Origin of the sequence: Kitasatospora sp. CB02891 (genome assembly GCF_002803145.1) — a bacterium.
In the GTDB taxonomy this organism is placed as follows: Bacteria; Actinomycetota; Actinomycetes; order Streptomycetales; family Streptomycetaceae; genus Kitasatospora; species Kitasatospora griseola.
Map to the genome: position 1 here is coordinate 138,910 of NZ_NNBO01000005.1, position 12,316 is coordinate 151,225.

13 protein-coding genes are annotated in these 12,316 nt (G+C 72.6%); 11 read left to right on the plus strand and 2 right to left on the minus strand.

The window, feature by feature from the left end; all coding sequences use genetic code 11:
* Positions 1–95 precede the first annotated feature (95 nt).
* The 3 genes from CG736_RS13885 to CG736_RS13895 all read left to right on the plus strand — a co-directional run bounded on the left by CG736_RS13885 (position 96) and on the right by CG736_RS13895 (position 2,237).
* Positions 96–746, plus strand: a complete 651-nt coding sequence (locus CG736_RS13885) for a hypothetical protein (RefSeq protein WP_100586516.1) — start codon at positions 96–98, stop codon at positions 744–746.
* Between the two features lie 104 nt (positions 747–850).
* A complete protein-coding gene (locus tag CG736_RS13890; protein WP_198520494.1) occupies positions 851–1,609 on the plus strand; it encodes a DUF5710 domain-containing protein in 759 nt (252 codons plus the stop codon).
* 82 nt (positions 1,610–1,691) lie between these two features.
* The gene (locus CG736_RS13895; protein WP_100586517.1) at positions 1,692–2,237 is read left to right on the plus strand and encodes a hypothetical protein; all 546 of its coding nucleotides are present in this window, start codon (positions 1,692–1,694) and stop codon (positions 2,235–2,237) included.
* Between the two features lie 88 nt (positions 2,238–2,325).
* Here the strand turns inward: CG736_RS13895 and CG736_RS13900 are convergent, their stop codons facing one another.
* Complete coding sequence (locus CG736_RS13900; protein WP_100586518.1) at positions 2,326–4,149, minus strand: CocE/NonD family hydrolase; 1,824 nt, start codon at positions 4,147–4,149, stop codon at positions 2,326–2,328.
* Positions 4,150–4,439: 290 nt separating this feature from the next.
* Here CG736_RS13900 and CG736_RS13905 point away from each other — a divergent pair, with 290 nt between their 5' ends.
* Entirely contained in the window at positions 4,440–5,237 is a 798-nt protein-coding gene (locus CG736_RS13905) for a DUF1963 domain-containing protein (protein WP_100586519.1), read from the plus strand.
* A gap of 108 nt (positions 5,238–5,345) precedes the next feature.
* On the opposite strand, the gene CG736_RS13910 is transcribed toward CG736_RS13905, so the two are convergent.
* On the minus strand, positions 5,346–6,098 hold the full coding sequence (locus CG736_RS13910) for a DUF4937 domain-containing protein (protein ID WP_100586520.1): 753 nt from the start codon (positions 6,096–6,098) through the stop codon (positions 5,346–5,348).
* A gap of 200 nt (positions 6,099–6,298) precedes the next feature.
* On the opposite strand from CG736_RS13910, the gene CG736_RS13915 reads away from it, so the two are divergent.
* The 7 genes from CG736_RS13915 to CG736_RS13945 all read left to right on the plus strand — a co-directional run bounded on the left by CG736_RS13915 (position 6,299) and on the right by CG736_RS13945 (position 12,312).
* A complete protein-coding gene (locus tag CG736_RS13915; RefSeq protein WP_100586521.1) occupies positions 6,299–6,913 on the plus strand; it encodes a hypothetical protein in 615 nt (204 codons plus the stop codon).
* A gap of 180 nt (positions 6,914–7,093) precedes the next feature.
* The gene (locus CG736_RS13920; protein ID WP_100586522.1) at positions 7,094–7,297 is read left to right on the plus strand and encodes a hypothetical protein; all 204 of its coding nucleotides are present in this window, start codon (positions 7,094–7,096) and stop codon (positions 7,295–7,297) included.
* A 187-nt stretch (positions 7,298–7,484) separates the two neighbouring features.
* The gene (locus CG736_RS13925) at positions 7,485–7,703 is read left to right on the plus strand and encodes a heavy-metal-associated domain-containing protein (RefSeq protein ID WP_100586523.1); all 219 of its coding nucleotides are present in this window, start codon (positions 7,485–7,487) and stop codon (positions 7,701–7,703) included.
* A 1,086-nt stretch (positions 7,704–8,789) separates the two neighbouring features.
* Positions 8,790–9,857: an ABC transporter substrate-binding protein gene (locus CG736_RS13930; protein ID WP_100586722.1), complete on the plus strand. Its 1,068-nt coding sequence runs from the start codon at positions 8,790–8,792 to the stop codon at positions 9,855–9,857.
* Positions 9,858–10,913, plus strand: a complete 1,056-nt coding sequence (locus tag CG736_RS13935) for an iron ABC transporter permease (RefSeq protein WP_100586524.1) — start codon at positions 9,858–9,860, stop codon at positions 10,911–10,913. It abuts the gene before it with no gap.
* Complete coding sequence (locus CG736_RS13940) at positions 10,910–11,689, plus strand: ABC transporter ATP-binding protein (protein ID WP_100586525.1); 780 nt, start codon at positions 10,910–10,912, stop codon at positions 11,687–11,689. The genes CG736_RS13935 and CG736_RS13940 overlap by 4 nt, the downstream gene beginning before the upstream one ends.
* Before the next feature lie 143 nt (positions 11,690–11,832).
* On the plus strand, positions 11,833–12,312 hold the full coding sequence (locus tag CG736_RS13945) for a DUF2231 domain-containing protein (protein WP_100586526.1): 480 nt from the start codon (positions 11,833–11,835) through the stop codon (positions 12,310–12,312).
* Positions 12,313–12,316: the final 4 nt, after the last annotated feature.

The window sequence follows — 12,316 nt, forward strand, 5'->3', positions numbered from 1 at the left end:
CGGAACGGGGGTGCCGGACCGATCCGCCCGGTGCCCCCCGACGTCGTGCTGGAAATCGTGACGCACGAGCCGCGTCGCGTCGGGATACTGGGCCGGTGAGTGACGCGGTGGGCGAGTACGGGGCGGATGTCGAGCAGCTGGAGCGAGAGGTCTATCTCGGCCTGCGCGCGGACGACCTCGACCCGCGGCAGGTCGTCGCGCTCGCCTGCGCGCTGCTGGACTGGTTTCCGCGTGCCGATGCCGTTCTGGAGGTCGTCGAGCGGAATCCGGCCGAGGTGTCACCGCCGGAGCTGGCGGCGCTGGCGCGGCGGATGCTGGACGAGGTGGGGTTCGAGCCCGGGTTCGACCTCGTGCCCGAGCGGCTGGAGACGTTGCGGGCCGCGCTGCGGATCGTGGCCCGCGACCTGCCCACGCGGGGGATCGAGGGCGAACCGGAGATCGAGCTTCTGGAGATCGGCTTCCCGGCGGGGGCCGGTGTCCGTCTCGCCGACGGCGAGCGGCTCGACCGGGGCGGCCTGATCCTGCCGAGCGGGTGCGAGGACCCGGTCACGGCGCTGACCGGCCTGGCGATCCTGATCCAGGAGAGCCTGCTCGAACGGACCTGGCAGGTCTGGCCGGTGTGCCCCCGACACGACCTCGGCGTCCACGGCTCGCAGCGGGCGGGCGCGGCCGTGTGGTGGTGCGCCGGCAGCGGCGGACACGTGCTGGCGCCGGTCGGCGAGTTGTCGCGCGTGCTCCGATCCTGATCGGCGATCGGACGGACACCTTCGATCAACTGCCCGGCCCGTCGACGGGCCGGGCCCTAGGGTGGTCGAGCCCGCTTGCGGTGTCGACAACGAGGAGCCCGGGGATGGCAGTTGAGCGGATCTGGCTGGACGTTCCGTTCGCCGAGAAGGACGAGGCCAAGGCCGCCGGAGCGCGATGGGACCCGGCGGCCCGCCGGTGGTACTCGCCGCGGCCCGGCATCGCGGGTCTGGATCGCTGGGCCGCCCGGGCGGACGTCCCCCGGCTGCTCCCGGGCGAGGACCGCTCCCTCGGCAGCGGCCTGTTCGTGGACCTGGTGCCCAGCAGCTGCTGGTTCACCAACGTTCGCTCGTGCGTCGCCCCGCAGGACTGGGACCGGCTCCGCCGGATGATCCAGGCCCGGGCCCAGAACCGCTGCGAGGCCTGCGGGGCCGGCCAGGACCGCGAAGCGCAACGCTGGCTGGAGGCCCACGAGCGGTGGACCTACGACCGGGCCCGCCAGGTCCAGACACTCAAGCGACTGATCTGCCTGTGCACCGACTGCCACACCGTGACGCACTTCGGCCTCGCACAGGTCCGGGGCCTCGCACCGCAGGCCCGGGCCCACCTGATCAAGGTCACCGGCCTGACGCCCGATCAGGCCGACCGGCACATCGCCGAGGCGTTCGAACTCTGGCAGGCCCGTTCGCGCACCACCTGGGCACTCGACCTGAGCATCCTCACCGATGCCGGAATCACCCTCGCCCCGCCGCCGGACGCCGCCACCCGCGCCGACCTCGCCCGGGACGCCCTGCGGGCGGAGGCCGGCGGAGTACCCCGCCAGTTCGAATGCGAAGGCCGGACCGGGGCGCGTCGGGGCCAGTAGCCGGTCCGCTCCGATCACCTGATCGTCGGGCGATACTGTCCGGACCGAGGGAACGACCGAGGGAACGACCGGGGGAGTCACCGTGAAGCCGCTGCTGCCATTGCTGTACCTGGACGTCGACGGCCCGCTGAACCCGTACGCCGCTCAGCTGTTCGACCAGCCGCTGGACGGGTTCACGGTGGTCGAGGTGCCGCACGAGCCGGAGCCGTGGCGGGTCCGGCTCGACCCGCGGCACGGCGCGGGGCTGTCGGCGCTGGACTACGAACTCTGGTGGGCCACCACGTGGATGGCCGGCGCCAACGAGTGGATCGCACCGGTGGTGGGCCTGCCGGAACTGCCCTACGTCGACTTCACGGAGGTGCTCTTCCAGGAGCGGCCGGACGGCGTCCACTGGAAGACGCAGACCTTGATCGACCACGCCGCCGGGCGCCCGTTCGCCTGGGTGGACGACGAGTTGGGCCCCGAGGACGAGGCGTTCGTGGCCGCGCACCACCCGGGGCCGGCGCTGCTGCACTACGTGAGCCCGCTCAAGGGGCTGCGCGAGGAGGACTTCGCTGCGCTGACCGCCTTCGCCGAGTCCCTGACGGGCCCCGCGACTCCGCTGCCGCAGGGGCCGGGCGGACACTGAGAATCCGTGGACGGCGAGCCGGGGCCCGGTGTGCGAACGGGCGGGTGGACGGCTGTCCGCCCCGCCCGTTTCGTGTGCGGTGGTCCGGTCAGCCGAGGGGGAGTTCGAGGACGGCCTCTTCCTTGGCCAGGGAGGTGACGGTGATGACGTCGGCGCCGTTCTCCTCGTTGGCGAAGGAGTAGAGCGGGTCGCGGCTGTTGACGACCAGGGCGAGGCGGTGGCGGTCGGCGAGGTCGTAGGCGGTGGGCTGGAGCGTCCAGTGGACGGTCCGGTCGGCGCCGGGGGTCAGGCCGGTGGCGGTGAAGGGCTCGTGGGTGATGATCCGGGCGCTGCCGTCCGGGGCCACGTCGAAGAGGTAGGCGACCAGGGTCGCGGCGTCGCCCTCCTCGACGCGAAGGCCCAGGCGGACGGTGGCGGCGCCGCGGATGCGGCGGCCGTCGGCCAGTTCGTCGGTGGACCACACCAGGAGTCGGTCACGGTCGAAGCCGGCCGGGTCGTAGGGCTTCGGGCTGCCGGACCACTCCTCCTGACCGGTACCCATGATCTCGTCCATGGCGATGGCGGTGGTGAGGTGACCGGCGGTGAAGGGCCTGGTCCAGTCCGTGGAGGGCTTGTCGGACAGGGCGCCGTCGCCGTTGCCGTTGGTGCCGCTGAGGTACCAGGCCTCGGTGCTGGTGGTGGCCTCGGACCAGGAGCGGAGCGGCTCGCGGCGCGCCGGCTTGGTGATCTTCCGGCCGCCGCCGATGGTCCCCTTGGTCTCGTAGGTGAACATGACCTGGCTGTTGACCACCGGCCAGGTCGGTACCTCGGTGGGCTTGCCGAGCAGGTGGTGGTCCAGCCAGGCGTAGGCCTCGGCCATCGGGCGCAGCTGTTCGTCGAGGGGCATGCCGACGCTCGGGAAGCCGGTGATGCCGAAGCCCTCCGGGGCGCCGTGATCGCCGATCCACAGGTTCAGGTGCTTGGGGACGGTGAGCTGCTCGAAGGTGGCGATCGCCTCGGCGGCGGGGAACAGGCTCTCGTGCCAGGTGTTGGAGTAGAACGTCGGGACGTTCCGGCCGTTGGTGAGGTGGAGGTAGGTCTCGGGGGAGCGCCGGGTGCCCCAGGCGACCACCTCCTCCATCTCCCGCCCGTTCAGGAAGTTCTGGAGGATGCGCCAGGTGTCCTCGGTGAACTTCGCCTTCTGTGCCTCCTCGTCCTTCCCGGCCCCGGTGAAGCCGATCAGCAGCTTGACGGCCTCCAGGTGCCGAGTGCCGTTGTCGTAGAGGCTGGTGGCGAGGTTGCCCCAGGTGCTGAGGGCGGCCACGGCGGCGACCCGGTCGTCGTGGGCGGCGACCAACTGGCTGATCCCGGAGCCGTAGGACAGTCCCATGAGGCCGACCTTGTTCGGCGCGAACAGCTTCTGCGCGTGGTCGATCATCTTCGACCCGTCCAACCGGTCGTCCGGGCCCGCGACTTCGATGAACCCGTCGGAGGAGTAGTAGACCCCCGGCTGGCCCATGCCCCGCGGCGTGTACGCCAGCACGTGGTAGCCGCGCGCCGCCAGCGAGAGGTACCCGACCATGAACGGCAGCCAGCCGAAGGGGTTCCAGCCGGCCGGGACGATCACCACCGGGCGCGGTTCCGCGGTGTTCTGCTTGATCGTGAACACGGAGAGGCTGACGTCGTCGGCCACCGGGACGCGTTGGATCGCGGCCGCGGCCTGCCGGCGGACGGCGACCACCGTCTCGCGCAGTTCCTCGGGGAGTTCCGCGGTGGGCGCGGTGCCTTGGAGCGCAGCGAGGAGGGCCTGGGCGACGGCGAGCACCGCCGGATTGATGTCGAGGCTGGCACCGCGCCAGATGCCGTTCTCGGCGATGTCGGCGAGCGTCGCCCCGGTGACCGCCGGGATCGGGTCTCCATTTTCGATAGTCATACGAACTGCCCTTTCCAGGAAGGCCGATGCGCCCGAGCAGGGCACCGTGCAGGCGGATCATGGACCAGGGCAAACGCGTCGAAACGGAACCGGGGCCAGTCGTACCCGATCGAGTGGGTTGATCGCTCTCCGCGGCGATCGCCTCGTTCGACCTGTCACCCGAGAGCCCTGCCGCCGCCCCGCGCTCGGCGGTGAAGCCGGCGGGACTCCCGTAGAAGATCTCGACGGTGTGCTTCTCGCCCTCGGACGGCAGTTGTTCGGCGCGTGGCGGAAGTTGAGAGGATGCCGGGATGGAATTCGACAGCCCTGCCGACATGTACCGAGCCTGCACCGAACGGCTCGGCGAGCGATCCGGCCCGCAGTTCGCGGCGATGGCTCGCCGCGGCTTCCGGCTGGAGTCCTCGACGGGCGCCGTCCCGGCCACCGGCCGGTGCCGGCTCGGCGGTCCCGCCCTGCTCGCCCCCGGCACCCGCTGGCCCGACGTCGACGGTGTTCCGCTGTCCCTGCTCGCCGTCCTCGACGCCGATGCCCTCGCCTCCCGGCTCGACTGCGAACTGCCTGCACAGCCAGGCCTGCTCAACTTCTTCTACCTCGATCCGGACGTGCCGTACGAGGAGTACCGGAAGCTGGACACGTCCAGCCCCCGGGTGTGCCGCGTGATTCCTGCGGACCCCGCACGAGCGGTCGAGACAGCCGCACCCGAACCGGCGAGGAGCTACCCGGCCCGGTCCGTCCACGCAGTCGAGTCGACCATGCTCCCGGACTGCTGGGACGTCGAGGACGACGATGTCGAGTTCGACCCGACCGCGCACTGGGGCGCGGCGTCGCTCATCCTCACGGAGCTGGGCGACTTCGACGGGAACACCGCCGGGCGCCACTGTGCCTTCGGCTGGCCGGACACGTCGTACGCATCCCCGGTGACCCCTCGCGACGCCGATGGGCCCGCGGTCCATCTGCTCCAGCTCGCCGAGGACGTCGAGCTCGGATGGGGCTGGGGCGACGGAGGGACGGTGTACTTCACGATCCCGGCGAAGGCATTCGCGGCGGGGGACTTCAGCAAGGCCGAGGCGTGCATACGTTGCTGTTGAGCCGGTACTGGACCGGGACCGTCACGGGTCGGGAGGACTGCGACAGGCCGCCTGCGTTCGAGCTCGACCAGGTCACGGCCATGGCCACCTCGAACGGGGTCGGCACACCTACCGCGACTCCGTCGGCTTGATGCGCCAGGTCGCCTCCAGCGGCAGCACATGGCCGGTCATCGACCGAACATCACCGTCGAGGGCAGCGCGGGAGCGCAGGGCCGGCAGCTGCCGGCTCGTGTAGCGCTGGTGGGCGGCGGCGCCGGACCACAGCGTCGTGACCAGGTAGCGGTGCGCTTCGAGCTGGACGACGACCCCGGCCAGCATGCCCCCGGCCGCTGCCATGCCCGGCGCCCACACCTCGCGCTGGACTTCGAGGAAGTGCTCCTCGCGGCCGGGCAGCGTGCGGCAGTCGGCGACCCGCAGGAGCGCGGCGCGTTCGAGCGCGTGCGGCAGGTCGGCGACGTCCCCCGCCATCGCGAGGACGGTCCCACCGGTGGCGATGTCGATCGCGGTGTAGCCGGCGCGCTGCTGGTTGCCGGCGGCCACCGTGTCGTGCCGCTCGCGCATGAAGCGGCGGTAGGCGGCTTCGTCGGTCCACAGCCCGAGCAGATGTGCACGGCCGGTGGCCGGATCCCATCCGCCCAACTGTCCGACCAGGCCCGGCTGATCACTGATCGTCGACCAGGCCTCCTGAGCCGCGGAGAACCGCCCCCGCGCGGCCACCGGAACCTCGCAGCCAATCCACTTGCCCCACATGTGCAGCCTGCCTTCCAGCCGTCCCGCGCCTGACGAACCGACGCAACACATGATCGACCGCAGACCCGGACCGACGTCAATCCTCCTACGGACAGCGCCAATTGGGACCATCGACGTACGGCCGGAGGCGGAGCCGCGCCCGACCGGCCGTCGCCGATCGAGCTTGGTGGTCCGCGGGGAGGCTGCTGGCGCGGTTGCGCGGTCGTCGGGCCGGCCGGGCGTGAAAGTGGGTCCCCCCGCACGGCGCACCGCATCCGGTGTCACCGGAACCGGATAGCTTGCGGCGAGAAGGGTGGCTGACGGGAGCGGGCGTGGGCATCGAGGAGCTGCTGGACCGGCTCGGCACGGTGATCGGGCCGCCGCCTGCGGGCGGAGTGGTCCCGGTCCCGTGGGAGCTCGGGCCCGGGGTGCTCGGATTTCAACTGCCCGCGGACTACCGGGCGTTCATCGACCGGTACGGGATGGTCAGCATCAGAGGCGAGCTGCACATCTACGCACCATCGACAGCGCCCACTCCCGAGATCGGGCAGCCGCTCGGCTTCGAGGGATTCCTCTACTACACGACGGACCCCTACGGGTACTGCGCCTCCCTGGCCCAGGCCTATCTGGACGGGGACTACGACGAGTGCCCGTATCCGCTGTTCCCGGCCGAGGGCGGGCTGCTGAAGTGGGGCAACAACTACAGCGCCGCCCAGTTCTTCTGGCTGATGCGAGGCCCGGACCCGGACCGGTGGCCGGTGGCCGCCAGGCTCGACTCGATGCGGGAGTGGGACGTATTCGAGGGCGGCTTCCTGGAGTTCCTGCTGGCGACGGTGACGGGACAGTATCCGCACCATCGGGAGGTTGTCCCCCGTGGACCGAAGCAGGCCGGTGACAGCCGTGCCTACCGCCCTCGGGGTGACTGGTCGAAGCGGCTACGGTGGTGAACCGCGAACGTGGTCAACGGTCGGTTCCGGCCCGGTGACGTGACTGGCCGTTGCTCGAACGAGCTCATGAGAGTGGGCCGCCCGCACAGCTCGTGGGTGTCGAATCCAGTCGAACGACCGGAGGCCCTTGGCGCCGCACCGACCGGGCGAACGGTGCTGAGGCATCGGATCGGTGGATCGGTGCGAGTCGACGGCGGCTGCACCGGGAACCCGGTCGACCTCGTCCGCGGCCAGGAAGCCCGCACCGGCACCACCGAGGCGATGATCCGACGGCCGATGGGCGTGTGGCCGTGCGCCGTCGGCCTGCTCGGCGACCTCACCTGCCGCGACCGATGGCGCTCCTCGCCCACGCCGGGCGCCGCCAGAACCTCCAGTTCGCTCTGACGCTCCCTCACGAACCCTCCCGCAGCTCCCGACGGACGCTCCGCGTCGCGCAGACTCGTCGACCGCGCGGCGTGAACGGTTCCCGGGTCCACCCGAAGGGGGCATCGGGCCGCGTGTCCCGGTGCCCCGGGCGGTCGGAGTGCGCTGTCGTGGATCCGCATTGCCGATCACACCGATGGGAGTACGCATGTCCAGCACCACCGTCACCACCGTTTTCGCCGTCGAGGGAATGAGCTGCGGCCACTGCGAACGGACCGTCAGCGCCGGACTCGCCGCCCTCCCCGGGGTCACCGACGTCCTGGCGGACGCCAGGGCCGGACGGGTCACCATCACCGGCGCGGCCGACGAGAACGAAGTCCGCGCAGCCGTGGACCGAGCCGGATTCACCTTCGCCGGACGGATCTGACCGCCACCACCCGCGACGCCGACGACGGACGGCGGGAACCCGGGCCCGGTCGGACACGACAGCTGATTCGTGACCGCAACCCGACCGGCCCCGGGGCCACTACCGATCTCGGCAGGCTTCGCCGCGACCGGCGATGGTGTCGAACTCGGCGTGTGGGCCGGCGAGTTCGAGGAGCAGGAGAGCCTGCGGCAGCTACTGGCGCGGACCGGCCGGGCGGGTGGGAGGTGCTTGGCCGCGACCCTGGGCTCCGGGGAACGGGTCGCCGCCGAAAGCCGGGAGGGTCAGGTGGGCCGGACCACCGCGCTGCCCGACGGTACCGCCCCTGCCACCCCTGCCGCCTCTGCCGGCGACGCCGGCGATGACACGGCCGGTTCCGTCAGGTGGCTGCGGCACCTGGGTGCGGGCGTGGTGCCGCTCGGCAGCGGCCGGACCGGCCCCGCCCGCGCGGGCGGCGTCCACGACACGGCCGCACTCGCCGTTGTCGCCCCGGTCGAGGGTGCCGCGCTGTGCGACGTACCGGGAAGTCGGACGGCGGTGCCGGCGGAGGCCGAGGACCGTCCGGCCGTCGTTCACGCGACTTCGGTCGCCGGTGGGCCGTCGGATGGCTGCGTGGCCTCGGCGTGGATGTGGTGCCACTCACCGGCGACGGGCTTCGGCGCCTGCGTGGGTTCCGAGGGGCGGGTCACCGCCGAAGGCCGCGAGGTTCGGGCAGGCCGGGTCGCCGCTCCGGCCGGGAACGTCGCGCCGTGCGGGGCGAAGGCCGGTGCGGACGGTCGGGCGGCCGTGCCCGTGGAGGGTGACGGCCGTTCGGCCGCGGTCCGCAGTGGCCTCCGCCCCGCCGGCCGACGGGCCGTCAGCCGGCGGCGCCCGAGCGCGGACGTGGTGCCGCCGGCCGGCGACCGACCCGGCCCCGCCGGGGTGGTTGCCGCGGAACTCCCGGGCCGGGAGCGGGCGGTGCCCGGGAGGCGGTCGCGCTCGCCACCCCCGGCCGTCGTCGACGGCTCCCGCTCGCACTCACCGGCCCGCCCGCGCGAAAGGGCGGCAGGTGAGACCCCACACCCCACCACCACGTCAGGAGTGAACCCCATGCGAACCCGCGCCCTCTGCGGATTGGCCGCCACCGCGGCCCTGCTGGCCTCGGGCTGCGCCGGCAGTACGGCCGGTACCGGCGGCGAGAAGACGGCCGGTGTCACGGCCTCCCGGACGGCCGCGTTTCCGGTCAAGGTGGTGGACTGCCAGGGGCGGTCGACGACCTTCGGTGCTGCGCCCGGCAGGATCGTCACGAGCAATGCCGCTGCGCTGGAGATGCTGTTGGAACTGGGGGTCGGCGACCAGGTGATCGGGACCGGGTTTCCGCCCGGGGCCGGGTATCTGCCTGCGGGGGTTGCCGAGCAGGGGGCGAGAATACCGGTCCTCGGGAGCGCGGTGCCGGCGAAGGAGAAGCTGCTCGGGTCCGGCGCCGATCTGTACATCGACAGTTTCGCCTCGACGGGGGCCGTGGGCGGGACGGGCGGGCCGCCCAGTGAGCAGGAGTTCGCGGCTGCCGGGATCAAGCACGTCTACCTGCTGTCCACGGCGTGCGCGAAGAGCGTCAAGACGGATCTCGCCGAGGTGGAGCAGGACATCAAGCGGCTCGGCGCCGTCACCGGCACCCTGCCCGAGGCGGACCGGCTGGTCGCGGCCATGGACGGCACGCTCAACAAGGTCGCCACCGCGCTCGGCCGGCTCCAGGGCGAGCGGCGGCCCGGTTACTTCTTCTTCGACTACGACGCGGGGACCAAGCAGCCGACGGCCGTCTGCAACCGGCAGATCGCGCACGCGGTCATCACGCTGGCGGGGGCGCGCAACGTCTTCGCCGACTGCGACGCCGACTTCAAGGCCGTCGGCTGGGAGGACGTGGTGGCCAGGAATCCCGACTGGATCCAGTTGGGGGTTCGCCATCGCGGCAGCGAGGACGCCGACCGCCGGGCTTTCGACGAGGCCGAGCAGTTCCTGCGCACCAACCCGGTCACCAGGGAGCTGACCGCCGTTCGGCAGGGGCACTTGCTGCGGATCGGGTCCGAGGTGACGACCGTCGCCGGTGTCCGCAACGCCGACACCGTGCAGCGGATCGCCCGCGCGCTCCACCCCGATCTGGTCAAGGACGGTCAGTAGATGGCCGCCCTTGCTCCGGTCCGCCGAACCCGCACCGTCGGGGCGGGCGTTCTGACGGGCGGGCTGCTGGTCGCGCTGGTGGTGGCCCTCACCGTCGCCGTCTCGCTCGGCAGTGTGGACGTGCCCGCCCGCGAGGTGTGGACCGTCGTCGTCCGGCATGTGACGAACACTCAGGACGCGCCGGGCACGCACGACCTGATCGTCTGGCAGCTGCGCGTCCCGCGTGCTCTGCTGGCCGCCCTGGTGGGGGCCGGTCTCGGGTTGGTCGGGACGGCGGTGCAGGCTCTGGTGCGCAACCCGCTGGCCGATCCGTATCTGCTGGGGATCTCCTCCGGGGCCTCGCTCGGTGCGCTCGGCGCGATCGTGCTGGGGGTCGGTGCCGGCGGCGCGCTCGGACTCGGGGTCTCCGCCGCCGCGTTCGGCGGTGCGCTCGGTTCGTTCGCGCTGGTGTGGCTGGTCGCGCGGCGCGGTGGTGGCTTCTCGCCGCTGCGGCTGGTGCTGTCGGGGATCGCCGTCGGGCAGTTCCTCGGCGGGCTGTGCAGCTACCTGGTGCTCCAGGGCGGGGACGAGCAGCGGACCCGCGGTGTGCTGTTCTGGCTGATGGGCAGTCTCGGCGGGGCCACCTGGGGTCAACTCGCCGTCCCGGCGGTCGCGGTGGCGCTGGCCGGGGTCGCGCTCCAGGCCCGCGCCCGGGCCCTGAACGCGCTGGTGCTGGGGGACGAGACCGCCGCCGGTCTCGGCGTCGACCCGGACCGGTTGCGGCGCGAACTCTTCGTGGTCACCAGCCTGCTGACGGGTGTGCTGGTCGCCGTCTCCGGCGTCGTCGGTTTCGTCGGCCTGCTGGTGCCGCACCTGTGCCGGCTGCTGGTGGGCGGCGACCACCGCCGGCTGCTGCCGCTGTCGGCGCTCACCGGGGCCGTGCTGCTGACCGCCGTCGACACCGTCGCCCGTACCGCGCTCGACGCCCAGGAGCTGCCGATCGGCGTGGTCACCGCGCTGCTCGGCGCGCCCGTCCTGCTGTTCCTGCTCGACCGGCGACTGGAGGGCAACCGGTGAGACTCGCCCTGGACGATCTGCACGTCGCACTGGCCGGCCGGGACGTGGTGGCGGGTGTTCACCTGGTCGCCGAGTCCGGCGAGATCGCGGGGCTGATCGGGCCGAACGGCAGCGGCAAGTCCACGCTGCTGCGCGCCGTCTACCGCCATCTCGCGCCGCGGGCCGGACGGGTGCTGCTCGACGGCCGCGACCTGACGGCCCTGCCCCGGGCCGAGGCCGCCCGGCAGCTGGCCGCTCTGCCCCAGGAGCGGGGCGAGGCCTTCGAGTTGACGGTCCGTCAGATGGTCGCTCTGGGGCGGCTCCCGCACCAGCGGGCGTTCGCCGCCGACAGCGCCGAGGACCGGACGCAGACCGCCCGCGCGCTCGACCGGGTGGGCATGGGCGGGCACGCCGAGCGCCGTTTCGCCGAACTGTCCGGCGGCGAACGCCAACGCGTCCTGCTGGCCCGGGCGCTCGCCCAGCAACCCGAGGTGCTGGTGCTGGACGAGCCCACGAACCACCTCGACATCCGCCACCAGGTGGAGCTGCTGGCCCTGCTGCGGGCGCAGCGCGCCACCACGCTGGTCGCGCTGCACGACCTGAACGCCGCCGCGTCGGTCTGCGACCGGCTGCACGTGCTGGCGGGCGGCGCGCTGGTCGCCTCCGGTCCGCCCCGGGAGGTGCTCACCGCGGACCTGCTCGCCGAGGTGTTCGGCGTCCGGGCCGCCGTCACCGCGCACCCGCTCACCGGGGACCCGCTGATCGCCTTCGACCACCGGACGCCGCCGGCCGCCTGACCGTCCGGCCGGCCCGCAGCCGCCGCCCGAATGTTTGGCAGTTCATGGGCAATTGAGAAGTTCGGCTGCCACCATGGTGCGCGCCCGGCAGCCTCCCGCTCCGGGAGGCTGCCGGGCCTGCCGGTCGGAAGGAGCTTTTCTCGGTGAGCACGATCGACGGTCTGCCCGCGCACATACTCCTGGTCCACCTCGTGGTGGTGTTCGTCCCGCTGACGGCCCTGGCGCTGATCGTGTGCGCCCTCAGCCCGACCGTCGCCCGCCGGGCCGGACTGCTGCTGCCGCTGCTGGCGTTCGTCACGCTGGTGTCCGTGCCGCTGACCACCGACGCGGGCGAGTGGCTGGAGCAGAAGGTGGAGCGCACCGCGCTGGTGCGCGAGCACACCGAGCTCGGCGACGGGCTGCTGCCGTGGGCGGCGGGGCTGTTCCTGCTGGCCGTCCTCGTCTGGTGGTTCACCCGCAGGGCGAGCACCCGCCGGATCTCCGGCGCGGTGCGGATCGGCGCCACCGTGCTGTGCGCCGTGGTGGCCGTCGGCGCGGTCGTCGACGTCTACCGGATCGGCGACTCCGGCGCGAAGGCCGCCTGGCAGGACGCCGTCACCCACAGCAGCGGCGACGGGCACTGAGCTG